We start from the raw sequence: 25,534 nt of genomic DNA, 5'->3' as shown, positions 1-25,534 counted from the left end.
GGATGTGTAAAGGTGGGAATGATCTTGGGTAGAGAAGTTGAAACCGACATGAGCGAAATTGCTGCAACACGGGTACTTTTTAGTCGTGACCAGTTAGTTAATACGGCTACGATTTCTCGACACTTCAGTAAGATAAAGGCCCTTGCTAAAGTCAAGCCTTTGTTTATTACTGACAATGGGGAAGTAGACATGGTCCTAATCAGTTATGAGGCTTATGAACAAATGTTTAACAGACTTCAGCAGCTTGAAGAAGAGGTCTTGGAAAATCGTGCGGAGGAAGCGAAGAAGGAACCGGAAAGTTTAACGGAGTGGCGTTCCGTCAGACGCATTGAAACCGAGGAATAATGAGTAACCGTCGGTTTGTCGTCAAATTTTGTAGAAAAGCTGCTGAAGAATATGCGAATCTGGATAAATCAGATCTGGGCGAAGTGGACGAAGCGCTGGAATCGCTGGAGCAGCGAGCAGACGAAGTCGGTAAGAAGCTGGGCAAGAAGCGAAGTATAGATCTGACGGGATCAAAAGAGAAGAAGCTTCGAAGTAGAGGAATCCGAATTATCTGCATCATCTCCGATGAAGCGCGGGAAGTTGAAGTGTTGCAAATCGTAGAAGTCCTTCTGATCGATTATAAGCGTAATGACCATGATGTTTATAAAGCAGCACTTAACCGTCTTCAGCAGTATTGGAAAGATGGGGTTCAGGATAAAGAAGAGGAGTCGTTGTATTGGAGGTTTGGCGAAGATGCTCCAGTAGATCTTAGCGAGCCGAGTATGATTGACGATATCTTTAATGATCATTTTGATAACCTCGATGAGACGATTAGGAATGAAATCATCGATGCGTTTAACCACGGGAATGTCATTCGTGCGTATGAGGTTTGGAGAAGGGCCAACGAAAAGGGCTGATAAGGCCAGCGATGAAAAAAAGGAGGCTAGCGGCAACGGGCCGCTAGCCTCAAGTTTTATATTTCAAAGGGGGGTCATGTATACATCTTAACCGGGGAACATGAAGGGGACATGAAAGGAACATTACGTTCTCGTTACAAAGTGTTAGGGGAATGTTTTAGGATTGCCGGCTATAAACGCTATAATAAAGGAACGGAACTGCAGCAAGACATACGAATCGTCGGTTCGGGACAGACCGGCGGCAAAGGGGGATTTCGCTTGCGCATCGTCGTATTGGACGGCTATTTGTTGAATCCGGGGGATTTGAGCTGGACGGAACTGGAGGAACTGGGCGAACTCGTCGTGTATGAACGCACGCCCGCGGATCTGATCGCGGAGAGGGCGGCGGGAGCGCAGATCGTGCTGACGAATAAAACGCCGCTTAGGGCGGAGACGATCCAGCGGCTGCCGGATTTGAAATATATCGGCGTCATCGCGACCGGCTACGACAACGTAGACGTCGAGGCGGCGCGGGAGCGGGGCGTTACGGTGACGAACGTGCCTGCATACAGTTCGGCATCGGTAGCGCAGCTCGTGTTCGCGCTGCTGCTTGAGCTGTGCCACCGGGCAGGCTTGCACAGCGACGCGGTGAGGGACGGGGATTGGGCCCGTTCGCCGGACTTCAGCTTCTGGAGAACGCCGCTTGTCGAGCTGGAGGGACGAACGATGGGGATCGTCGGCCTGGGCGACATCGGTCGCCGGGCGGCGAAGCTGGCTCTGGCGTTCGGCATGAAAGTCGTAGCGTCATCTCGAACGAAGCGGGAGCTGCCGCCCGAACTGGCGGATGTGGAGCAAGTCGGAATCGAGGAGTTGTTCGCAAGAGCGGACGTGATCAGCCTGCACTGTCCGTTGACCGAGGCGACGAAAGGTATTATCAACAAGTCGAATCTGGCGCGGATGAAGAAGACGGCTTTTCTCATTAATACGGGAAGAGGCGGGTTGGTCGTCGAGGACGACTTGGCGGAAGCGCTTCGCAGCGGGCAAATCGCCGGAGCGGGATTGGACGTGCTGTCCAAGGAGCCGCCTGAGCCTGATCATCCGCTCGTCGGCGCGCCGAACTGTCTGATCACGCCGCACATCGGCTGGGCGACTCTCGCTGCGCGGACGACGCTGATGAGCCGTGTCGCCAGCAACGTCGAGCGGTACTTAGCCGGCGAGCCGGAAAATGTGGTGAGCTGAGGTCGGCAGGTGGGGGAATACGTACGCGAGGCGATACAATCGACGCGGTCTTGGGGCTGAGGCGAGGAATAAGCACGTGGGACAGTACAATCGGCGCGGCGATGGGGTTGCGGAGTGGAGTAAGCACGCGAGACGGTATTATCGGCACGGGCAGTGAGCAATAGCAAACAAGAAGCACGTCAGGCGGCATCGCCCAGCGTGCTTCTTTTGTTGTCTGCCCTCGCATTGCGAGCCTTACTCGCGCTCCTGCTCCCGCATGCGAGTCATCTGCTGCCAGACGGAGCCGGCGGCTTCTTCGCCGCGCTCGATGCGGGCGACCGCCATCTCGGCTTGCAGGCGCACCTCGAATTCCGTCTCGCTGCCCGTCGTCCGGCGCAGCGCTTCGAGCGCCGTTTCGTCGCCGGCCTCGTACAGGAATCTCGCCGCGCGCCAGCGGACGAGCTTGTTGGAGTCCTCCAGCGCTTCGATCATCGGCGCGATCGCGATCGGGTCGCCGATGTCGGACAGCGTGTCTCCCGCAGTCCGGCGAACGGAGCCCGAGGAGTCCTTGAGCGCCTCGAACAGCAGCGGGAACGACTCGGGCGTACGCAGATCGCCCAGATAGACAACGGCCAGCCGCCGCACCGACATCTGGCTGTCCTTCAAAGCGCGGGCCACCACCGGCAAATCCTCCGGCTCCGGCTTCAACCGCTCAAGCGCCGCGTAACGCTCGCGCCAATCCTGGGAATCGAGCGCCTTCATCACCTCTTCGCCGCTAAGCGGAGCGGGCGGCTTCGGCGGCGGCGCTTCCGGTCCCGCGGCTTTGGCCTGCTCGATCAAGTCGCGCAGCCGCGCGTCGGAGTATGCCGCGTCCAGCTCCCGGCTCACCTCGTCGAGCACTTCCTGCGGCTCGCCGTAACGCACGCCCATATCCTCGAGCATCCGCTCGCGGATCATCGTCGCGCCGGCGGCTTCCGTTACGGCCGCGGAGAACCTCTCAGGCATCGCCGCGCGGAATTCCTGGCCGCCGCTGCGCACGCGGATCTGAATCGGAATGCCGCGGTACATCTGCACGCGGACATGAGCTTCGCCGAAACCGGCCGCATCGGCGGCGCCGGACAGCGAGCCTTCCGCCGCGACGCCGAAAGCGGCCTTCACGCCGTCGAGAATCGCCGCCCAGTCCGCGTTAGCGCCTTTGCGGTCGATGGCCAGAAAGTCTGCCGTCTGGAACACGCTTTTCACACCGGGAATGTCCAGCAGTTTGGCGATCAGCGGCGGAGGGACGGGCTTGGAATCCTTGCTATAGTTCAATTGAACGCCGGAGTCGAGCCGAACATCCACGTTAAGCTTCATCGTATTCGGACTCGGGGTCGGCTCGATGGACAACAGTTTCATGTCATTCGCCTCGCTTTCCTACCTCCACAATACCGCAAATGCCGGCAAAATGCCAAGAAAGGGAAGCGCGCTGCCTAACCGACGTTCCTTCTGCAATCTTCGGCGAATAAAGAGGAATCTTTCCGTTTGACGTAGAATTTTCCAACATTGCCTATTCCGATGGATGAAGGAGAGAACGAATTGACCCTCGCTTCGAATTTTCTTCGATACGCTCGTCCGTTGACGGCGTTGCTTATCGCATTCGCTATACTGCTGGCCCGGCCGGAGATCGGGCATGGTTTACCGGCTTCCGGTTACGAAGAGACGACGGGTATCGATTACGAGAATGCCCGGCCCGATCCCGCCGCCGTCCCTATTTCCGAAGAAGCCGCCATTCGCTTGGCGAAGGGAGCACTGCCCGCTGTCGGTAACAAAAATCCCGACGAGATCGGGTTGCTCTACGCGCAAACGGGGGATTACCGGCCGAGGATTCCGGCTTGGAAAGCCGCATGGGATATGCTGGACAAGGGAACGATTCTGTTGGCGGAGATCGACGCGACGACCGGAGATCTGCTCGCCTATGAAACCCGATTCCTCGGCAATCCGTTGAACGAGCCGAACTCCGGTTTTCCCGCAAGCATCACGAGAGATCGGGCGAAGGCGGCTGCGGAGGCGTTCGTTCGTAAAGCCGTTCCCTCGGTGCGCGATTTCGGCCTGAAAGAGCTCGCGTTCTCTCAAGACGAGATGTACGATTTCGTCTATCCTCTATTCGGTCCTGCCCGTTATTCCTTTCGCTTCGGCTTAACGGCTAACGGATACGAAGCGTTTAACGTCAGTCTCGCCGTCGTCCTGGACATGGCCGGCAACGTCAAAGCTTTCTCGTTCACGGGCGATCCCGGACAGCCCGTCGCCAAGCGGGCCGCCGTGCAGGCGGCGGAAGCGAAGCGGATATGGGCGAACGGATTCCGGATGATGCCTCTGTACCTGGATGCCGCCGCCGGCTACTACGACGGGTCCGAGGACTGGAGGCTCGTCTACGTCATGGATCGGACCCTCTGGAGCATCGACGCGATGAGCGGGACTCCCGCCTGGTCGGATGTATACGGCTATTCCGATATCGCTGCGCGACGTTACGAAAACATCCCCCCGACGGACGTCTCATTCGTTCTCCGCAACGTCAGTTTCGAACAAGCGGTGCGGGCAGCGGCGACGATTGCGAATTTTCCGAGCGACACCGAATGGTCGGTCCAAGACGAGGCGGATGACGGCCAACGACGAATATGGGAATTGGAAGGTATCGACCCCAGGCACAGAGAGGGTGGATATTATTCGTTGACGGTCGACGCGAGAACCGGACAAATGCTGGACTACGCGGATTACCGCCGCTTCATTCGCGATGCCGACGAACGATCCTCCGAACCTCCGATAATCAAAGTCGCCGACGCGCGGAAGCTGGCCGAGCGTTGGCTCGCGGAGCATATTCCCGATTTTCTGTCGCAATACAAGTTTGCCGTGCCGTTCGAATCCGCCGCGTCAGAGCTGACTCTGGAGTATCGAAGAGTTCATCGCGGGATCCCGGTGGCCGGACGGGCTTTATTTATTTCGCTGGACGGCAACGGCAAAATGACAAGATTAATGCCGTCTCCGCAATCGCCCGCAGTGGAGACGCTGGACGCTCTGAAACCGACGCTGGACGCGGAGCAGGCCAAAAAACGGATCGTCCAGAGAACGAAGCTGCTGCCCTACTATTTGCCGAACAAGGGATATCCGTTTACTCATGATGTGATCGATTTGGACCAAAAGCGGCTCGATCTCCTGTATTTGGCGGCTCCAGCCAATCTTTACGAGCTGTACGCTCCTGATAGGGTGGACGCCGTGTCGGGGAACGTCGGGTTGCTCTCCTCGGGCGAGGTCTTCACGGTCGGAGGGCCTTTGCCTGCTGACGTCCGATCTCATCCGTCGAAGAAGGCTCTTCAAGCGCTGTTCGACCGTGGCTTGCTGCTCACGGATTCGAAGGGGCGGCTTCTGCCGGATGCCGAACTGTCGCGAGGAGAATTCCTTAGAATGATGCATAAAGGAATGACCTTCAAAGGTACTCCGTATATCGGAAGAGAGGAGCCTTTCTTCTCGGACATAGGGACGAAGCATCCGTATTTCGACGACATCGTTTATTTCGCAGAACGCAGGTGGCTAACCCCCAATCCGAAAATCGCCCTCAAGGCGGACAATCCGCTGACCCGCGAGCAGATGGCCGTATGGTTGACCAGGATCATAGGATACGAGAAGCGTGCCCGCACGCTCAAAAGCGATCCGCAAGTCACCCGCTTACGGGACGCCGGGCAAATCAAAGATAAAGGAGCGGCAGCGGTCGTGATGAAGCTCGGCCTGATGAAACCGGCAGACGGAGACTTCAAGCCCGGGGGACGCGTGACGAGGGCGGAAGCCGCCGAATCGCTGCTCAAGCTGGCCGAGATTCAATCGCAGCTGGACAAGCCTCTGTGGACATGGGGCTACGGAGATGACGAATACAGCTATTGATCGTCCGTTGAAGGGCATGTAGACCAAGCGGTCTTCGCAGGTATCGAGGATAGGAAGTCATTTTCGCCGCAACCTTGGTACAATTCGGAGTTTCCTGCTATAGTATACATGAGCACATCATCGGAGGGATTTCATGCTTAGAAGACGCTTCGGCAACTTGGACTCCGTCGGTGCTGGCAAAGCATCGCTGGATCAATTCGACCGTTGGCGTGAGAATCGGATTCGCAAACTGCGCGACAAGACGGGGTACGAGAAGTGCGTTCCCGGCGTGGAGCCGGACCTGAGGTTTCTACAGCATAATCGTCGCGAGCCGTCCGTGACCTGGATCGGCCATTCGACCTTTCTCATTCAGATGTCGGGATTAAACATCGTCACCGATCCGGTGTGGGCGCGCAGAATGGCATTCCAGAAGAGGCTGTCCCCGCCCGGAATCGAATTGTCGGACATGCCGTCCGTGGACGTTGTGCTGATCTCCCATGCCCACTACGATCACCTCCATGTATCTTCGCTTCGAAGGCTGAGAGGGCCGAAGAAAATGATCGTGCCCGCCGGTTTGCGGAGGAAGCTGCTGTTGAAAGGTTTTTTGCAAGCGCAGGAGCTGCATTGGTGGGAAGATACGTCTTTTCACGGCGTGAAGTTCACGTTCGTTCCCGCCCAGCACTGGACTCGCCGCAATCCGTGGGACATGAATACTTCCCATTGGGGAGGGTGGGTGCTCGAGATCGATCACGGACCGACGATCTATTTCGCCGGCGACAGCGGGTATTTCCGCGGTTTCAGCGAAATTGGCCGCAAGTTCGATATCGACGTCGCCCTGCTTCCGATCGGGGCTTACGATCCCGAATGGTTCATGTCGTCCCAGCACGTAAGCCCGGAAGAAGCGCTGCAAGCATTCTTGGATCTGAAGGCCAAATATTTCGTGCCCATGCACTACGGGGCGTTCAAGCTGTCGGACGATACTCCCGAGGACGCCTTGCAGAGGCTGGAGGCGGGAAGAGCCAAGTTGGGCATTCCGGAGGAGAAGCTGCTCCTGCTGCACCACGGCGAGACGCTGCGTTTTGAAAGCATAAACCCATAATAAGAAAAGGATGGATCAGACTCATGATTACCGTATCCGGCGTTAGCCTGCGTTTCGGCAAGCGCCCCCTGTTCGAAGACGTTAATATCAAATTTACGCCCGGCAACTGCTATGGCTTGATCGGCGCGAATGGAGCGGGCAAGTCCACGTTCCTGAAAATTCTGTCCGGCGAAGTCGAATCTTCCTCCGGCGAAGTCCACATCACTCCGGGCGAACGCTTGGCCGTCCTGAAGCAAAACCATTTCGAGTACGACGAGTTCAACGTGCTGGAGACGGTCATTATGGGACACGAGCGTCTGTACAAGGTGATGAAGGAGAAGGAAGCCATCTACATGAAGGAGGACTTCTCCGACGAGGACGGCATGAGGGCCGGCGAGCTGGAAGCTGAATTCGCCGAGATGAACGGCTGGGAAGCCGAGAGCGAAGCGGCCGGCATGCTGAACGGCCTCGGCATCACGACCGACCTTCACGACAAGAAGATGGCGGAGCTGAGCGGCAACGAGAAAGTTCGCGTCCTGCTCGCGCAAGCGCTGTTCGGAAGCCCGAACATTCTGCTGCTTGACGAACCTACCAACCACTTGGACCTGGAGTCGATCAACTGGCTGGAAGAGTTCCTGTCGCGCTACGAAGGCACCGTTATCGTCGTATCCCATGACCGTCACTTCCTGAACCAAGTATGTACGCACATCGCGGATATCGACTTCGGCAAAATCCAGATGTACGTCGGCAACTATGATTTCTGGTACGAGTCCAGCCAATTGGCCCTGAAGCTCGTTCGCGATCAGAACAAGAAGAAGGAAGACAAGATCAAGGAACTGCAAGAGTTCATTCAACGCTTCTCGGCGAACAAGTCCAAGGCGAAGCAAGCGACGAGCCGTCGCAAGCTGCTCGACAAGATTTCCCTGGACGATATCCGTCCGTCGAACCGCAAATATCCGTTCATCAACTTCAAGCCCGAGCGCGAAGTCGGCAAGCAGGTCGTTACGGTCGAGAACGTCTCGGCAACCGTCGACGGGGAGAAAGTGCTTAACGGCGTGAACATCGTCGTCAACAAAGGCGACAAAATCGCCCTCGTCGGCCCTTACGGCCACGCGAAGACGCTGCTGTTCCAGATTCTCGTCGGAGAGAAGGAGCCGGACGAAGGTACGGTGACTTGGGGCGTTACGGCGACGAAAGCATATTTTCCGAAGGAGAACTCGGAGTATTTCGACGGCGTGGAGCTGAACCTCGTCGAATGGCTTCGCCAATACACGAAGGACCCGGACGAATCGTTCATCCGCGGCTTCCTGGGCCGTATGCTGTTCTCCGGGGACGAGGCGCTTAAGAAGGCTTCCGTTCTGTCCGGGGGAGAGAAGGTTCGCTGCATGCTGTCCCGCATGATGCTGACGAACGGCAACGTGCTGCTGCTCGACGAGCCGACGAACCACTTGGACCTCGAATCCATCACGGCGCTCAACAACGGGTTGATCGACTTTGACGGCCCGATCATTTTCACCTCCCATGACCACCAGTTCATGCAGACGATCGCCAACCGGATTATCGAGATTACGCCGAACGGCGTCATCGACCGTTTGATGACGTTCGACGAATACTTGGAGCATCCCGAAGTTCAGGAGCTTCGCGCCAAGCTGATTCCGGAAGAAGACAGAAAATAACTCGCGACGCTTGCCGGATAGCCGGCAGGCGTTTTTTTGCAAGACGGAGCAAGGGGCGATGGCAGGTTTCAAGCGAGGATCGAAAGGGAACACTGTTGCGATGAAAGTAGAATAGATTGACTGAAGCGGCATGAGCGAGGGGAGGAAGCGAGGTGGACGTATACGGCGATATCCGCAAAGGGGAAAAGGGAGCCTGGGTCAGCATAGCGGCGTATCTCATACTCTCTTCCCTGAAGCTGGCGGCGGGATGGCTGTTCCATTCCGAGGCGCTGACCGCGGACGGGTTCAACAACGTTACCGACATCGTCGCTTCGGTCGCCGTATTGATCGGGCTGCGCATCTCCAGAAGACCTCCGGACGCGAATCATCCCTACGGCCATCTAAGAGCGGAGACGATCGCCGCTCTGATCGCCTCATTCATTATGGCGACGGTCGGTCTGCAGGTCGGGCAGGCGGCGATTCTCAAGCTGTGGCGCGGCCAGTTCGAAGTGCCGGATTGGAACGCGGGCTGGATCGCTCTGGCCGCTGCGGCCGCCATGCTGGCGGTGTACGGCTATAACGCCCGGCTGGCCAAACGCATTCGCAGCCAGGCGCTGATGGCGGCCGCGAAGGACAATCTCTCCGACGCCCTTGTCAGCGTCGGCGCCGCGGCGGGCATCTTCGGAGCGGCGCTCGGGGTAGTCTGGCTGGACGCCGCCGCCGCGATCGTCGTGGCGCTGTTGATCTTGAAGACGGCTTGGGAAATTTTCTGGTCGGCGACGCACGACTTGACCGACGGTTTCGACGCGAAGCAGCTAAGGACGCTGCGAGGCGTCGTCGAACGGACCGAAGGCGTTCGCGGCATCAAGGACATCCGCGCCCGCATTCACGGCAGCACCGTGCTCGTCGACGTCATCGTGACGGTCGATCCGACGCTGTCGGTCGTAGACAGCCATCGGATCAGCGATACGGTGGAGCAGCGGCTAAGGCGCAAGCGCGATATTTTGAACGTACACGTGCACGTCGAACCGGAAGAAAGCATGATCTGACCCGGTTATTGGACGGGGAAACCGGGATGATTTCCTGATTGTTCCTGGGACTAACGAATCGATCTATGCCTTTTTATTCCTCCTGAAGATACATTTTTGCCGAGGAAGTCGCTTGATAGCGGCTTTATTTCTTATGCCTGGTCCTAATTAATTGGTAAGTTCGGGAAAAACATCAGGTTGCCGACCCGCGGTGCAAGCGCTTTTGCGGTCCTCGGTCCCATGCGCGTCTGAATCGGCTTGCCCATTGAAGGTCCCATTTGTTGGGCGTATGGGCCGATGGAAGGCTTTGGGCGCACCTCTATAATGAAGCAAGTAAGGGCTTTTTGTCCTTAACGCCGAATCTAGAGGAGGACTGCATAATGAAGTTTAGGCGAACGTTGATGAGTCTCTTGGCGGCGATGATGGTATGGGGGAGCTATCCTTATTCCGAGGCGGGCGCGGCAACGGTCACGACGGGCACGATCCAGTACGGGGTGAACTTCCGGACGGCTCCGAGCACTTCGTCTTCGGTGGTGCGAATGATCGGCAAAGGCGAGGAAGTCGTCGTCCTAAGCCAGCACAACAGCGCATGGTATAGGGTTCAGGACGTATTCGGCACGATCGGGTACATATCCACGGACAGCAAGTATTTGAAAATAAATGAGCCCGTTCAGGCGCCGTCCGAAGGCGGCGGAACGGGCGGCGCGAACGCCAGCATCGTGGCGAGCGTGTCCTTCCGCACCGGCCCTTCGACGAGCGCTTCCCGCATCCGCTATTTGTCCAAAGGCGAGCAGGTGACGGTGACGGGACAATATAACTCTTATTGGTACGAGGTCAAGGATTCGAAAGGCCAGACCGGTTACGTAAGCACGGATACCCAATACATCCGGGTGACAGGGCAGATCGGGGGCGGGGGGCCGTCCCAGCCGTCCCAGCCGACTCCGCCGACCAACGGCGCGGGCAGCCAGATCGAAGCCGTAATCGCCGCCGGCATGAACTATCTGGGCACGCCGTACGAATACGGCTCCAGCCGGAACGACACGAGCACGTTCGACTGCTCCGATCTCATTCGCCAGATGTTCAAGGACGCGCTTGGCATCGTCCTTCCGGCGGATTCCCGGGGACAAGGCGACTACGTGAGGGACAAAAGCTCCGTGACGACGGACTGGCGCCAGCTGAAGCGCGGCGATCTGATGTTCTTCATGGACTACAAGGGAACGAGCGCTTCTCTCTATTCCGGGAAAAAATCGTTCTCCGACAAGATCAGCCACGCGGCGATCTATCTCGGCGACGGCAAGGTGCTGCACACGTACTCGAAGGATTCGGGCGGCGTCCGTACGGACAGCATTGCCGGCAAGCATTGGGAGTATCGGTTCCTCTATGGAGGAAGCGCGTTGTAAGGAACGGATACGGGCACCCCTTGTTTCGGAAGGGAAGACTTTGTCGGCTTCAATAGCGGACACAGTCTTCCTTTTCCAGTTTATTTCAATTTGTCACATGACATTATTTGCGACAATGGTCGCTACTTAAAGGGGCGGCGATCCTCTATAATTTCAGACGAAAGGACTATTCCCGGGGCCTAAGCGCTCAGGGGATAGCCTGATGATTAGGGGGAGAGAGAACAATGAAGAAGGCATCGATTTTGGTCCTGACGGCGGCGCTGCTGCTGGCGGGATGCTCGGGGAACAAAGAGGAAAAGAACGCGGCAAGTCCGGCGAACAGCAGCTCGCAAGCAAGCCCAAGCCCAAGCGCAAGCCCGAGCGAGGAACCGAGTCCAAGCGCGGAGGCAAGCCAGAGCGCGGAGGAGAGCGGCGCCGCCGGTGCGGGCGAAGTGAGCATCGTTTTCCCGGCTTCCTTGAACGAGTCCGGGGACGTGGAGGGCATGACCGCGGAAGTGAAGGAAGCGGGCGCTACCGGCATTACGGAGAATGGCGATGGCAGCGTGACGGCCACCATCTCTCAAGAAAATCTGGACAAGCTGCTGCAAAAATACCACTCGGAACTGCTGTCCGTCATCGAAGGCGTGCAGTCCGCAGATGCGGCTTCGACTTCGATCAGGGATCTGAGCTATGACGAGAATACGTTCCAGGAATACAGCATAACGGTCGACAGGGCCGCTTACGAGTCCGAGGAGAGCGTGGACGGACTGGTTATCTTCGGGCTCGCCATGCAGAGCTTGATGTATCAGGTGTACTCGGGAGTACAGGAAGCGGACATTAAAGTCATTTTCAATCTGATCGACGAAAGCACCGGAGAGGTATTCGACACTACCGTTCTTCCTGAAGCGGCGCCTGCGCAATAGAGCAATCCGTCTAATATCGAAAAGGCCCGGGCTTCCTGTCGGAAGTCCGGGCCTTTCCCTATTTCCGCAACCGTTGCCGATGCCGTCACTTCATTAACGCGAGGACGGCCTCCGAGCATTTGGCGGGATTGTATTCGGCATTGCGAAGCGCGAGCAAGGCGTCGCGGTGCTGGTCGGCCGCATACGGCTCCTGAATGAGGCGAAACCAGCGGTCGATCGTCTCGTTGGTCGTCATCAGCTCGCCGAAGCCGTGCTTGACGAAATACTCGGCGTTCTCCTCTTCCTGTCCGGGAATCGGCTCGTAGAACAGCATCGGAATGCCCTTCGCCATCCCTTCGGTGCAGGTCATGCCTCCCGGCTTCGTCACGAGCAGGTCGGAGACGTCCATCAGCTTGCTGATCTCTTTCGTAAAGCCGAGCACGTGCACGTTCGGATGCTGGAATCGGGTATCGGAGAGCAGCTTTTCCCGGGCTTTTTCGTTATTGCCCATGCATAGAATAAGCTGGATGCGGTCGGCGTAGTTGGCCATGTACTCGACGAGCTCTTCGCCGTATAGCAGCCCCCATCCGCCGCCCATAATGAGAACCGTGGGCATGTCCTGCAAGCGAAACTGGGACAAAATCTCGGCTCTGTCGTGCGGATGCCAGAAGTTCGGATGGACCGGAATACCGGTCACCTCGATGGCTTTGGCCGGGACGCCGCGGGCGATCAGCTTGTTCCTGACGGCCGGCGTGCTGACCAGATAGGTGTTGACCTCCGGGTTCGTCCATGTCGCATGCGCGTCGTAGTCCGTAATCAGCGTATACAAAGGGACGTCCAACCCCAGTCTCTTCAGTCGGCTGACGACGGCGTTGGGAATCGGATGGGTGCAGACGATGGAATCCGGCTTGAGCTGCCGGACGACGTCCGATACTTGATTGTAGAAAATACGGTGCAGCGCGAATTGCGTGACCCGGTTCAGCGATTTATGATAGCCGCTTCGGTACATTTTCCCGACGAGCTTAGGCTGTTTGCTTACGGTTTTACGGTAGGCGGACAAGATCAGCGGACCTATGACGGGGTTGAGAAAAGTGCCAAGCTCGATGACCCTCGTCTGAATCTTGGGCGAGAGTTGGCGCAGCCCCATGGCAAGCGCATACGCGGCTTGCGTATGTCCCGTACCGAAACCTTCGGAAAGCAGCAGAACTCTCTTTTTACGCATCAGCAATAATCCTCCACTTTTCCTACTACCATATTACGCTGAAGCGGGACGAGGAACAAGTGGTACAATAAGAAGAAACTTGTCGAATGGGAGGATGGCCACAATGAAAGAGGCGGAAGCCGGCAATGAAATCGTGAAAATCAGCTATAAAACGGGGGACTACATCGGAGAGGTCGTCGATCGGGATGATCGGAGGGCGCTCGTCAAAGCGCTCGCGGTGCTGCAGCACCCGACCCAGGGCGATCTGCACAGCTCCTGCGATCCCGACGCCCCGATCTTCCACGAACGCAGGGCGTTGGCCTACACGGAGAAGGTATGGGTGCCTCTGGCGACCGTTAAACCCTATACGGGGACGATTCCGGACTATCGCGAGTCGCTGCGGGCGGCGCTCGACGGCGAGCGGGAGAGGATCGACCGGCTGAAGAGATGGGCCGAGCGGTGCCTGGGCAACCTGGATACTCTGCGCAAGGATTACGGAATGTAAAGCGGCCGGAGATTGCGGAAGATATAGCAAACGGCAAGCCGTCTTTATAGGCAGATTGGCCTAAAGACGGCTTTTTTTGCGTGAAAAAAGAGGGGAATTTCCGTTTCCATCTTCAGGAACAGGTCCGAAAAGCCGTTATAGATGTAGAGTGTTCAAAACGAATGATGCTTATGGAGGATCCGCTTACAAATGAAAATGTGGAGCAAAGCAGCGAAACATCAGACCATGCCGTCACGTCCCAAAGTCATTTATAATCGTATTCTCGCCATGTTTCTTGCGATCGCGCTGGTCGGAGGCTCGTTCGGCGGCGTAGCCGCGGCGGCCGACGACGTCGTTAATTCCGTCTACATCACCACTTCCGTGCAGGAGCCGGGCCAGCTTTACGTGGACGACAACTCGATTAACTTGACCGCGTACGCGAGTATGTCCATATCCGGGGAGAAGAACGTGACCGAGGACGCGACCTGGTCGTCTACCTCCTCGTCCGTCAAGGTGTCCAAGGGCGTCGTAACCGCAACAGGCCCAGTCTCTTCGGCCACCGTTACGGTCAGATACAAGGAGAAGACGGCCACGTTCGTCGTTACGGCCGAGCATTACTTCGACGAGCTTAGACTGAAGCTTGACGGAGTCGATGCTCCCGAGAAGAAGGACGTCGAGCTCGGCGAGGAGCTTCAATTAAACGTCTCGGGTACCCGGAGCAGCGGCTCGACCGAAGACGTAACGTCGACGGCGCAATGGACGACTTCCGACGCCAACGTGGCGACGGTCGAGAAGGGCAAAGTCAAGCTCGTCTCCGCCGGCGAAGTCAAGATTACGGCCAAGAGCAAGGGCAAGACGGACTCGATCGAGCTGAAGGTTAAATCTCCTTATAAGGAAATCAAGTTCAGGACCGAAGCAGGAGTTACGCTGCAAGGTCCGGTTGAGATGTACATCGGCGGACCCGAGCAATCGCTGGTCGCCGTAGCGACGCTGAACTCCGGAACGGAGCAGACGGTTACGAGCGATGCGACGTGGACGAGCAGCAATGCCGCCGTCGTCACGGTCGATGAAGACGGCAAGCTGAAGGCCGTCGGCAAAGGCACGGCCGTCATTACGGCAAAGCACAACGGAGCTTCCGGAACCATAACGGTTATCGTGAAGACGCAGTACGAAGCGCTGAAAATTTCTCCGAACAATTCGATTTACGTCACGCTGTTTGGCTCGAAAGTGGAGCTGACGGCTGCCGCCAATAGCGGCAAGCTGGAGAATGGTCCGGTTGACGTCACGAATCTGGTGGAATGGAAGATTTCCGACACCGATCAGGCGGTTGCGGTCATCCGGAAGGAAAACGGCAAAGTATATGTTCAACCTAACGGAACGGGCTCCGCGACGATCAACGTGTCTTACTTGGGCTTGTCCAAGTCGGTCTCCGTGACGGTGTTCCCGACGATCGAATCGGTTAAAGCCGACAAGACGGAGATGGACGTGTACGTCGAAGACGACGGCAATCTCCCGGGGCTGACCGGAACGACGGTCGCCGAAGAGACGAAGGACGTCACCAAGCTGGCGCAATGGACTTCCAGCAACACGGACGTCGTCTCGATCGAGGACGGCAAGTGGAAGGCGGAAGGTCCGGGCACGGCCGTGCTGACAGCCAGAATCGAGAGCGTCGAAGGAAAATACATCGAATCGACGGTTACCGTTACGGTGCACAATAAAATATTGGCGCTGATCGCCGAGCAGGAGACGATTAGCGTCGTCATCGGCAAGGAAGTCGATCTGCCGAAAGTCAGGCTGATCTACGAGAACGGCGATGAAGTGTCGAGCGAAGAGATCGCCGAGAAGATCACGTGGAAGTCGTCGACGCCGAACCTGCTCGTCAAGCCGACTTCGATGAAGGGGCTGCTCGCCGCCAACGCGACGCTGACCGGAACGTATTTGAACAAAACGGTCAAAGTCAAAGTGACGGTGGAGGAAGAGTTTACTTCGTTCGCGATCACGCCTGCCAAAGTCAGCGTCACGCTGAACAAGTCGAAGTCGATCAAAGTCGTCGGCACGACGAAAAGCGGCAAGCAGGTGAATGTGAGCTCCAGAGTTTCCTGGGTTGCGTCGAACGCGGAGCATGTATCGATCAAGGGCGCATCCGTGAAAGGCCTGACCGAAGGCAGCGGCAAGCTGACGGCGAACGTACAGGGCAAAACGCTGGAAGTTCCTTACGACGTGACGGCCAAGCTGACGAAGCTGACCGCTTCGGATACGTCGTTCAAAGCGGCTGCAGTAGGCAATCAGCTTAGCGTACAGCTTACCGCGTTGTACGAGAACGGCAAAACCGAGAACGTAACGACGAAGGCGGTGTGGACGACTTCCAAAGCGTCCGTGGCGACCGTTGTGGACGGCAAGATCACGGTCAAAGGCAAAGGCACGGTCTCGATCAAAGGCGCCTTCGGAGGCAAGACGGTCACGATTCGCGTCACGGTGAAATAGTGAGAATACAGAAAAGGCTGTCCCATAAGTAGAAGCGTACAAGATTATCGACGAAAAAAAGAAGGCATCTATCTCCTGGAGCCTGCCTCATACGGTTCTGAAATCACCTTGTAACGGGTTAACCGTTCCCATTTCAGAATCGTATAGCAGCGGAAGGAGATAGATGCCATTTACATTCATCCATCGATAATCATTCGTACGGTTCAGTTTACTTATAGGACAGCCTTTTTTTTGCGACGAACGTTCGGAATGATGGGCATGCTAAACGTTGAAGAATCAGGAATTAATAAAGACGGTCATAATCGACTTGCGGAATACGACTTGATAGTCCAGGCTGTCGCTGACGACGGCGAGCGGAACGTAGGTCTTGAAGTTTTTGCCGTCTTGCTCGAAGTAGGCCGGCGTTGGGATCTGGCGGGCGACCCCGTCGACGTAGACCGTATTCGAGCCGATCGTGACGACGACTTCCTTGCCGTTCTTCTTGAAGGTGGCGCTCTTCGCCGCTTGATTCCATTTCAAGTCGGCGCCGACCGCGTTCGAGACGTCCCTGAGCGCGAGGAAAGTCGTTCCTTTGATCAAGACGGGCTTGCTCGGCGGCTCCTTGCCGTTGATGACGACGGACAGCTCGACGCCTTCCGCTCTCGGAGCAGGCTTGCGGTAGCCGTCGGTCCAGATCTTGTCCGCGAACGCCTGGGCGATCGCTTCGTATCCGGGCTGCTTGGGGTGGATGTCCCATTTGTCCCATAAGTTGAAGTACGTATAGGCGCTTTCGTTGCCGGCGAACTTTCCGGAGACGTGAGCGATCTTCAGCGGAATGCCGCGCTTGTTCATCTCTTCGGCGAATAAGTCCAAAGCTTGGGAGAGGACTTTGACCTTGTCCAGAAGCAGCGGATAAAGCTCGTGTCCCTTGAACAGCGGCAAATATTGATCGGCGAGGACGATGCGGGCGTTCGGCGCCAATTCGTGCAAGCGAGTCACCATTTTATCCAAATCTTTTGTATAATCATTCATTCTATTCTCGAAGCTGTCCTGTATAATTTGACGTGCAGACTCGGTAGAGCTGTCAGCCGCCATTTTGATCAGCGAGCTGAAGTCGTTGCCGCCGATCGTCAGTACGACGAGGTCGGCTTGGGCAAGATCGGCCGCCAGCTCCCGTGTCCTTTTGGCGACGCCATCAGCCATGACAACGACTCTGGGGTCGAAGGACGAGAAGTCCTGCAAGTCGGACGCCTGGAGCGGTTGGCCGTCCGCGGCGCCTTGAAGCAGATTCGTAAGTCCGGGAGTCGTCAGCCCCAGAATGGCGTAGTTGGTCAGCGCCGAGCTTGTCCGGAACAAGGACTGTTCGAGCAGGCGATCTGCATAGCCATAGGGCGCCGTCGTCCCGTTTTTGATTTCTTCGATCGGTTCGTACCCGGCGCTGACGGAATCGCCCAATACGACGATTCGATAACTTGCCGGAGCGGCCGCAGAGGCCGACGAGAGGGCGGTTGTCAGCAGAACGACAGCCGAGATCGTCATCATGAATGCGCGACGCAATGAGAGCGACATGGTCGAATTTTCCTCCTTTGGAGTCTTCCGCGAAGCTGCCCGAAGGCATAACAACGCTTATCGACTTCATAAAAATATTAAATTGCCATTCGTTTCGCGGGGGTGGTAAAATAATTTATCAATTCATGACGATGCCGCCGCCCGATCGAAATTCCGCCGAGACGACCCACGACTTTCAAACCCCGCTAACGCCCGCTGCTCCTTCCTTTACCTATATTAGGTGAAACGGGACGGGATTTGAAGCCGTTTTGCATATTTTCCTACACTGTCCACAGAAAGGTTGATATACATGGTAGAGATGCGTAAAGGTCTTCCCGTCAAACAGGGAATGTACGATCCGCAGTTCGAGAAGGACGCATGCGGAATGGGATTTGTCGCCCATATCAAAGGCAAGAAGTCGCATGAGATCGTGGAGCAGGCGCTGACGCTGCTATTCAATATGGAACACCGCGGCGGCCAAGGCAGCGAGCCCAGCACCGGAGACGGAGCCGGCATTCTGCTGCAGATCCCGCACGGATTTTTCAAGGCGGAGACGGCGAAGCTCGGTCTTTCCTTGCCGGAAGAAGGCCAATATGCGGTAGCGATGACGTTCCTTCCGGAAGACGAGGGAGTTCGCCGCAATCACGAGGAAATCTTCGCGAGGATCGTGGAAGAGGAAGGCCAGACGTTGATCGGCTGGCGCACTGTGCCTACGAACGACGAACCGCTCGGCGAATCCTCCAGGAAAGTTAAGCCGTTCGTTCGTCAAGCGTTCATCGCACGCTCGGCCGCGTTGACAGACGATCTGGCGTTCGAGCGCAAGCTGTACGTCATCCGCAAGCGCGCGGAGCTGGCGATTCGCTATGCGGACATCCCGGGTTCCGACATGTTTTACTTCCCGAGCTTCTCGAGCAAGAAGATCGTATATAAAGGAATGCTTACGACGGAGCAGGTCGGCCTGTTCTATCCGGAACTGCACGATCCGCGTCTGGAGACGGCGATGGCGCTCGTGCACTCGCGCTTCAGCACGAACACGTTCCCGAGCTGGGAACGCGCCCATCCGTTCAATTATTTGATCCACAATGGCGAGATCAACACGCTGCGCGGCAACATTAACTGGATGCATGCGCGGCAGACGCTGTTCCAGACCGAACTGTTCGGGGACGACCTGGAGAAGATCAAGCCGATCATCGCACCGGACGGCTCGGACACGGCGATGTTCGACAATACGTTCGAATTCATGTACTTGGCCGGACGCTCGATGGCTCACGCCGCGATGATGATGGTGCCGGAGCCGTGGCAGAACGACGAGCATATGGACGAAGAGAAGAGAGCTTTCTACGAATATCACGCTTGCTTGATGGAGCCATGGGACGGACCTGCAGCCGTAGGCTTCACGGACGGCGTGCAGATCGGGGCCATCCTGGACCGCAACGGCTTGCGTCCGGCGCGTTATTACGTGACGAAAGACGACCTGATGGTGCTGGCTTCGGAAGCCGGCGTTATCGAGATTCCGCAAGAGGATATCGTGCTGAAGGACCGGCTGCGTCCGGGACGGATTTTGCTGGTCGATACGAAGGAAGGACGCATCATCTCCGACGAGGAAGTGAAGCGTTCGATCGTCACGCAGCATCCTTATCGGGAATGGTTGAACGACCATTTGGTCGACCTTGAGGATTTGCCGGAAGCGCCCGAACTGCCCGAGCCGGATCATGAGACGGTTCAGCTGCGCCAGCAGGCGTTCGGTTACTCGTTCGAGGACGTCCGCAAAGTGATGGAGCCGATGGCGCTGACCGGAGTGGAGCCGCTTGCCTCCATGGGCTACGACTCCCCGCTGGCCGTGCTGTCCGAGAAGCCGCAAAGGCTGTTCAACTACTTCAAGCAGCTGTTCGCGCAAGTGACGAATCCGCCGATCGATGCGATCCGCGAGGAAATCGTAACTTCCACTTATACGACGGTAGGCCCTGAGCGCAACTTGCTTAATCCGGAACCGGAAAGCTGCCGTCATATCCGGCTGTATACGCCGTTTCTCTCGAACGAAGAGTTCGCGAAGCTGCGGCATGTGCATCGTCCAGGCTTCAAGTCGATTACGCTGCCGATCTTCTTCTCGCCGCAGGACGGCGAACAGGGACTGCGCGACGCGCTTAAGCTGCTGTGCGACGCTGCCGATCGCGTCATCTCGAGAGGGCACAACATTCTGATTTTGTCCGACAAAGGCGTCGACGCTGATAATGCGCCGATTCCGTCGTTGCTGGCCGTATCGGCGCTGCACCACCATTTGATTCGCCAAGGCACGCGGACGAAGGTGAGCATTCTGCTCGAGTCCGGAGAGCCGCGCGAGGTTCATCACTTCGCGCTGTTGGTCGGCTACGGCGTCAGCGCGGTGAATCCTTATCTGGCGTTCGAGACGCTCGACGACTTAATCCGCCAAGGCATGATCCGCAACATCTCGCACGAGAAAGCGGTCAAAAACTTTATTAAAGCGGCGACCAAGGGCGTCGTAAAAGTGTTGTCCAAAATGGGCATCTCCACGATCCAGTCCTACCGCGGAGCGCAAATCTTCGAAGCGGTCGGCCTGAACACGGAAGTGATCGATCAGTACTTCACCGGCACGGCTTCCCGCATTCAGGGCATCGGTCTGGACGTCATTACGAAGGAAGCGCTGGCCGCGCACAACCGCGCGTTCTCGACGCAGGAAGGCGCCGAGCGCGAGCTCGATTCGGGCGGAGATTACCAGTGGCGCAAGGGCGGAGAGGATCATCTGTTCAATCCGCAGACGATCCATACGCTGCAGATGGCGACCCGTACGGGCAATTACGATACGTACAAAAAATATTCCGCGCTCGTTCAGGGCGAGTACGAGCAGGTTCGCACACTGCGTTCGCTGCTGCAATTCAACTTAGATCAGCCTCCGGTGCCGATCGAAGAGGTCGAGCCGGTCGAGTCGATCTTCAAGCGCTTCAAGACCGGAGCGATGTCGTTCGGTTCAATCAGCAAGGAAGCGCACGAGGCGCTGGCCATCGCGATGAACCGGATCGGCGGCAAGTCGAATTCCGGGGAGGGCGGCGAAGATCCAGCCCGCTACGTGCCTGACGCGAACGGCGATTCCCGCCGCAGTGCGATCAAGCAGGTCGCCTCCGGACGCTTCGGCGTTACGAGCTACTATCTGTCCAACGCGGAAGAGATTCAGATCAAGATGGCGCAAGGAGCCAAGCCGGGCGAAGGCGGACAATTGATGGGCCGCAAAGTCTATCCTTGGGTCGCGGAAGTTCGGGGCACGACTCCCGGCGTAGGACTGATCTCCCCTCCGCCGCACCACGACATCTATTCGATCGAGGACTTGGCGGAGCTGATCCACGATCTGAAGAACGCCAACCCTCGGGCGCGCATTAACGTGAAGCTCGTCTCCGAGGTCGGCGTGGGCACGATTGCCGCCGGCGTGGCCAAGGGGCGCGCGGACGTTATCCTCGTCTCCGGCTACGACGGAGGAACGGGAGCTTCCCCGATCGGATCGATCCGCCATGCGGGTCTGCCGTGGGAGCTTGGCCTGGCAGAGACGCATCAGACGCTGATTCTGAACAATCTGCGCGACCGCGTCGTCGTCGAGACCGACGGCAAAATGATGACCGGACGCGATATCGCGATCGCAGCGCTGCTCGGCGCGGAGGAGTACGGCTTCTCGACCGCTCCGCTCGTCGTGCTCGGCTGCGTCATGATGCGCGTCTGTCAGCTCGACACTTGCCCGGTCGGCGTCGCGACGCAAAATCCGGAGCTGCGCAAGAAGTTTATGGGCGACGCGGATTACGTAGTCAACTTCATGAAGTTCCTGGCGCAGGAATTCCGCGAAATTATGGCCGAACTCGGCTTCCGTACCGTCGAAGAGATGGTCGGACGGGTCGACCGTCTGGATACGAAGCTGGCGATCAAGCATTTCAAGACGCAGGGCATCGACTTGACGCCGCTCCTGTACATGCCGGAATTGCCGGAAGGCTCGTTCCGCTTCAATGCCAAAGCGCAGAATCATCTGCTGGAAGAATCGCTCGATCTTCAATCGCTCCTGGCCGCCGCTGCGCCGGCGCTCGAGAGCGGAGAGCGGGTATCCGGAACGTTCCCGATCAAGAATACGAACCGAGTCGTCGGCACGATCGTCGGATCGGAAGTGACGAGCCGATACGGGAAGAACGGATTGCCGGAGGACACGATCAAGTTCCATTTCGTCGGAACGGCGGGTCAGAGCTTCGGGGCGTTCATCCCGCAAGGAATGACGCTGACGCTTGAGGGCGATTCCAACGACTACGTCGGCAAGGGACTGTCCGGCGGGAAAATCGCCATCTATCCGTCCTCTAAGGCTGCGTTCAAGGCGGAGGACAACGTTATTATCGGCAATACCGCGTTCTACGGAGCGACGAGCGGGGAAGCGTACATTCGCGGAGTCGCGGGCGAGCGGTTCGCCGTGCGCAACAGCGGCGTCAACGTCGTCGTGGAAGGCGTGGGCGATCATGGCTGCGAATATATGACCGGAGGACGCGTCGTCGTGCTCGGGAAGACGGGACGCAACTTCGCTGCGGGAATGTCCGGCGGCATCGCCTACGTCATCGATTGGGACGGCGAATTCACGAAGCGCTGCAACTTCGAGATGATCAGTCTGGAAAATCTCGAGGACAAGGACGAGATCGGGGAAGTCCGTTCGATGATCGCCAAGCACGTCCAATTCACGGGCAGCGATCTTGGCCGCCGCGTGCTCGAAGATTGGGACGGATTCGTCGGCAAGATCGTCAAGGTCATTCCGAAGGACTACAAACGAATGATGGAACAGATCGCCAAAGTAAAAGCCCAGGGGCTCAGCGGAGAGCAGGCGATGCTGGCGGCTTTCGAAGCCAACATGCGCGACCTGTCCCGCGTCGGGGGCAACTAATTGATTTCAGTGTCATCGCACGGCATTCGCCGGCGGGAGCGTTCACGCTCTCGCCGGCTTTTTCGTGGCGCCGATGACCTATATTCCGATTTTCGCGGGCGGAATTCCCTATTCGACAAAACCTCTAATTAAAAAAGTTAGGAATGCTTACATTGGTCGACACCCTCCGCAAGTCCTATATCCTATACTAGGATTAGTTTTGCAATCCGGGATCGAAGAGAGGGTATGGGAGCGGAGATGGAGAAAGGATTACCGATGGAACGAAGCGTTAGCAAGCAGCCATTGGAAGTTGACATCCGCAAGATTCTGGAGCAATTGGGCATACATAAGGAGAAGTGGCCGGAAGAATTCGTGACCGCGAATCGCCAGTCGTAGTTCTAACTTACCTACATAGAAGCTGCACCAAGCAAAAACGCCTTCGGCGTCCATAGGACGGGGAAAGCGTTTTTTTGTATTTTAAATATTATTATCCGTTCATATTGCGTTCCGCTCGCACGAAAGCGATGAAGCGTCGCGCTTCATCGGCGGTCAGCTTGCGTCCGTCGATCGTTAGAGCGAAATGATCCAACAGCTGTTCGTCCGACAGTTCAAGCTCGTCGGCGAATTGACGTACCTCGGGATCCAGAGTCGTCTGGGGGTGAGGCGTCCTTCCCACCAGATAGTCGATGGAGACCTGGAACAGATCCGCGATTTTGCCTAGCGTCTCGGTATCGGGTTCTCTGCGGCTTTTCTCGTAGTGGGACAGCGCCGCGCGCGAGATGCCCAGGGAAGCAGCAAGTTCTTCTTGAGTTAAACCGCGTTGATCTCTTAGAAAGGCGAGACGACTGCCAATATTCATCAGATCCCTCCCAGGATGTTCTTTGATTTCATCATAATATGGAACCTGTCCATTTGCATCAAATGAGACAAAATGTCGCATTAAGCACTATTCTATTTTATTATTTACCAAGTCAAATTGCAAATAAATGCAGCAAACTAGCGGTTTTTTATTAAAATTGCCCTTGACTTGATACGAATTGTATCGTAAAGTATAGCCATCGTTTGGTTACAATTCGTATCAATCGGGAGATAGGTAAAGCGATGAACGAACAGATTGCTGTGAATAGACGCGCGCATATCCGATTCAGGCCGCTAACGCCCGTATATGTGGAATTAACGTTGTGGCAGGTGCGGGACAGGGAGCTGAGAAGCCGCGCGCAGCGCGTATTGCTTCGCGATATCGGGTTAGGGGGCTGCAGCTTCGCCACGAACCTGAGACTGCCCGTTCGGGACGACGTGGAATGGATGGTCGAAGTGCAGCTCGGCCATTATGCCGCGAAACCGAGAATCGTCCTGCTGCACTGCGGAGAAGAGGACGGGTTGTTCTTCTACGGCGGGCAGTGGAAGATGGCGGGATTGGAACGGCAAGCCTTCCAATATCGGTTCGACGAATACGTTCGGTTGATGCTGTCCGCCAGTCCGCACATTCATGCGCTGTACAAAAAAGTAATCGACCGCCGGGACGACGGAGAGTTCAAGCGTCTCGACGTGACTTCTTAGAGCTGGAGAGGGGATCGGGAAGGTGAAGCGGGCAACGATCGTTAAGATGGTTTTGTATGCAGTTGCGGTTTTATTGCTCATCGGAATCGGGGCCGGCGGATACGTCTGGGTATCCGCACAACGGACGATGAGCGCTATGTATGAGCCGCTTCCGTCCACCGAGTGGGTGGATCCGGTGTTCGAGGCGGAAGAGGAGACGGAAAGTCCGGCGATCGCCGAGCCAAGCCCGGCAGAGCAAGAAGAGTCCGAGACGGAGAACCCGGAAGCGCTTCCGGTCATTCCGGTGAAGGTCGTGGACCGCGATTCCTCGGAGCCGGTGAAGATCGCCGAAGAGGACATAGCCCGGTTGAGAAATCCGAAAACGGCGGATAAGGAGCCGTTCACCATGCTGCTGCTGGGGGTGGACGAGCGTCCATGGGACCGGGGCCGAAGCGATACGATGATTCTGCTTACCGTACAGCCGCGCAGCGGCAAAGCGGTCGCCCTATCGATCCCGAGGGACACAAGGGTGCTTATGCCGAACTCGGGCAAGTACGACAAAATCAACCACGCCTACGCCTTCGGCGGCACGGCTTTGTCCGTGGAAGCGGTGGAGAGAGCTTTCGGAGTGCCGATCGCTTTCTATATGAAGACGAATATGGAAGGTCTGATCAGCATCGTCGATACGCTTGGAGGAGTCGACGTCAACAACGAGCGGGCTTTCGATTACGAAGGCTATTCTTTTCCGGCAGGCAGTCAGCATCTAAGCGGGGAAGAAGCGTTGGCCTACAGCCGAATGCGCAAGGAAGATCCCCAGGGAGATTTCGGCAGAACGCAGCGGCAAAGGCAAATCTTGTCCGGCGCGATTGATCGGGTAGCCGATGGAGGAACGGTAACGAAGCTTCCGAAGCTGCTGTCGCATTTGTCCGAATATGTACGAACGAATCTCACTTCCGGAGAGATGGTTGACCTGATCGTCAAATACCGGTCCGCGATAGCGAGCGTCGACACGATGTACTTGCAGGGAACAGGAAAGATGATGAACGGGATTTATTACTACACGATCACGCCGGAGGAACGCCGAAGAATTCAATCCGAGATGCTGAAGTGTTTGGAAGCGATTCGATAACGACGATGGAGGGCTGCAAATGAAAGATCAAGCCGTATTATTCTATTGTGTGAAATGCGAGCAGTTGAAGACGATGGAGCAAGCCGGCCTGTTGTTCCGTACCGGTTATTACCGCGCGCAATATCCGCTGGGCTGCTGCATTCATTGCAAGGTGATGGCTCGTACGGTGTAACAACGGCATAATCGGGGGCGAGGGCGTGTATGCAAACCCGCTCAGGGGCATCTATCATCCCCTGCTGCGTCA

Annotated in this window: 19 protein-coding genes; 15 read left to right on the top strand and 4 right to left on the bottom strand. The window is 56.9% G+C overall.

Going from position 1 to position 25,534, the window contains the following annotated elements; all coding sequences use genetic code 11:
- The first annotated feature begins 12 nt into the window (after positions 1-12).
- From B0G52_RS35850 to B0G52_RS03320, 3 genes are all read left to right on the top strand, one after another.
- Complete coding sequence (locus tag B0G52_RS35850; RefSeq protein WP_094042106.1) at positions 13-345, top strand: hypothetical protein; 333 nt, start codon at positions 13-15, stop codon at positions 343-345.
- Positions 345-902 carry a type II toxin-antitoxin system RelE family toxin gene (locus tag B0G52_RS35845; RefSeq protein ID WP_198960586.1) on the top strand — a complete coding sequence of 186 codons (558 nt, stop codon included), beginning with the start codon at positions 345-347 and terminating at the stop codon, positions 900-902. Before B0G52_RS35850 ends, B0G52_RS35845 begins: the two co-directional genes overlap by 1 nt.
- Before the next feature lie 258 nt (positions 903-1,160).
- On the top strand, positions 1,161-2,120 hold the full coding sequence (locus B0G52_RS03320) for a D-2-hydroxyacid dehydrogenase (RefSeq protein WP_094042396.1): 960 nt from the start codon (positions 1,161-1,163) through the stop codon (positions 2,118-2,120).
- A gap of 234 nt (positions 2,121-2,354) precedes the next feature.
- On the opposite strand, the gene B0G52_RS03315 is transcribed toward B0G52_RS03320, so the two are convergent.
- Positions 2,355-3,494 (bottom strand): virulence factor, encoded by a 1,140-nt coding sequence (locus B0G52_RS03315; protein ID WP_094042105.1) that lies wholly within the window; start codon positions 3,492-3,494, stop codon positions 2,355-2,357.
- 180 nt (positions 3,495-3,674) lie between these two features.
- Here B0G52_RS03315 and B0G52_RS03310 point away from each other — a divergent pair, with 180 nt between their 5' ends.
- The 6 genes from B0G52_RS03310 (at position 3,675) to B0G52_RS03285 (ending at position 12,053) form a co-directional block, all read left to right on the top strand.
- Positions 3,675-6,011 carry a YcdB/YcdC domain-containing protein gene (locus tag B0G52_RS03310; RefSeq protein WP_158223561.1) on the top strand — a complete coding sequence of 779 codons (2,337 nt, stop codon included), beginning with the start codon at positions 3,675-3,677 and terminating at the stop codon, positions 6,009-6,011.
- A 133-nt stretch (positions 6,012-6,144) separates the two neighbouring features.
- A complete protein-coding gene (locus B0G52_RS03305) occupies positions 6,145-7,089 on the top strand; it encodes an MBL fold metallo-hydrolase (RefSeq protein WP_094042103.1) in 945 nt (314 codons plus the stop codon).
- Positions 7,090-7,112: 23 nt separating this feature from the next.
- Positions 7,113-8,744: an ABC-F family ATP-binding cassette domain-containing protein gene (locus tag B0G52_RS03300; RefSeq protein ID WP_094042102.1), complete on the top strand. Its 1,632-nt coding sequence runs from the start codon at positions 7,113-7,115 to the stop codon at positions 8,742-8,744.
- 152 nt (positions 8,745-8,896) lie between these two features.
- Positions 8,897-9,772, top strand: a complete 876-nt coding sequence (locus B0G52_RS03295) for a cation diffusion facilitator family transporter (RefSeq protein ID WP_094042101.1) — start codon at positions 8,897-8,899, stop codon at positions 9,770-9,772.
- A 359-nt stretch (positions 9,773-10,131) separates the two neighbouring features.
- Positions 10,132-11,151: a C40 family peptidase gene (locus B0G52_RS03290; protein ID WP_094042100.1), complete on the top strand. Its 1,020-nt coding sequence runs from the start codon at positions 10,132-10,134 to the stop codon at positions 11,149-11,151.
- 224 nt (positions 11,152-11,375) lie between these two features.
- A complete protein-coding gene (locus B0G52_RS03285) occupies positions 11,376-12,053 on the top strand; it encodes a hypothetical protein (RefSeq protein WP_094042099.1) in 678 nt (225 codons plus the stop codon).
- Between the two features lie 85 nt (positions 12,054-12,138).
- Here the strand turns inward: B0G52_RS03285 and B0G52_RS03280 are convergent, their stop codons facing one another.
- Complete coding sequence (locus B0G52_RS03280) at positions 12,139-13,254, bottom strand: MGDG synthase family glycosyltransferase (RefSeq protein WP_094042098.1); 1,116 nt, start codon at positions 13,252-13,254, stop codon at positions 12,139-12,141.
- Positions 13,255-13,357: 103 nt separating this feature from the next.
- Here B0G52_RS03280 and kapB point away from each other — a divergent pair, with 103 nt between their 5' ends.
- Both kapB and B0G52_RS03270 read left to right on the top strand, forming a co-directional pair.
- Positions 13,358-13,738 (top strand): kinase-associated lipoprotein KapB, encoded by a 381-nt coding sequence (gene kapB / locus B0G52_RS03275; RefSeq protein WP_094042097.1) that lies wholly within the window; start codon positions 13,358-13,360, stop codon positions 13,736-13,738.
- A gap of 189 nt (positions 13,739-13,927) precedes the next feature.
- Entirely contained in the window at positions 13,928-16,201 is a 2,274-nt protein-coding gene (locus B0G52_RS03270) for an Ig-like domain-containing protein (protein ID WP_094042096.1), read from the top strand.
- A gap of 276 nt (positions 16,202-16,477) precedes the next feature.
- On the opposite strand, the gene B0G52_RS03265 is transcribed toward B0G52_RS03270, so the two are convergent.
- Positions 16,478-17,749 (bottom strand): SGNH/GDSL hydrolase family protein, encoded by a 1,272-nt coding sequence (locus B0G52_RS03265; protein WP_094042095.1) that lies wholly within the window; start codon positions 17,747-17,749, stop codon positions 16,478-16,480.
- A 289-nt stretch (positions 17,750-18,038) separates the two neighbouring features.
- Between B0G52_RS03265 and gltB the strand changes: the two genes are divergently transcribed.
- Positions 18,039-22,643 (top strand): glutamate synthase large subunit, encoded by a 4,605-nt coding sequence (gene gltB, locus B0G52_RS03260; RefSeq protein ID WP_094042094.1) that lies wholly within the window; start codon positions 18,039-18,041, stop codon positions 22,641-22,643.
- Positions 22,644-23,109: 466 nt separating this feature from the next.
- On the opposite strand, the gene B0G52_RS03255 is transcribed toward gltB, so the two are convergent.
- A complete protein-coding gene (locus B0G52_RS03255) occupies positions 23,110-23,481 on the bottom strand; it encodes a helix-turn-helix domain-containing protein (protein WP_094042093.1) in 372 nt (123 codons plus the stop codon).
- A gap of 242 nt (positions 23,482-23,723) precedes the next feature.
- Here B0G52_RS03255 and B0G52_RS03250 point away from each other — a divergent pair, with 242 nt between their 5' ends.
- Genes B0G52_RS03250 through B0G52_RS35515 form a run of 3 tightly spaced genes read left to right on the top strand, consistent with a single transcriptional unit; the run spans position 23,724 to position 25,462 of the window.
- Positions 23,724-24,182 (top strand): hypothetical protein, encoded by a 459-nt coding sequence (locus B0G52_RS03250; RefSeq protein WP_094042092.1) that lies wholly within the window; start codon positions 23,724-23,726, stop codon positions 24,180-24,182.
- 22 nt (positions 24,183-24,204) lie between these two features.
- Positions 24,205-25,290: an LCP family glycopolymer transferase gene (locus B0G52_RS03245; RefSeq protein WP_094042091.1), complete on the top strand. Its 1,086-nt coding sequence runs from the start codon at positions 24,205-24,207 to the stop codon at positions 25,288-25,290.
- A 19-nt stretch (positions 25,291-25,309) separates the two neighbouring features.
- Positions 25,310-25,462, top strand: a complete 153-nt coding sequence (locus B0G52_RS35515; RefSeq protein ID WP_158223560.1) for a hypothetical protein — start codon at positions 25,310-25,312, stop codon at positions 25,460-25,462.
- Positions 25,463-25,534 lie beyond the last annotated feature (72 nt).

Source organism: Cohnella sp. SGD-V74 (assembly GCF_003001675.1).
Classification (GTDB): Bacteria; Bacillota; Bacilli; order Paenibacillales; family Paenibacillaceae; genus Cohnella.
The sequence above is the reverse complement of the archived record's forward strand: the minus strand, read 5'-3'. Positions and strand labels throughout refer to the sequence as shown.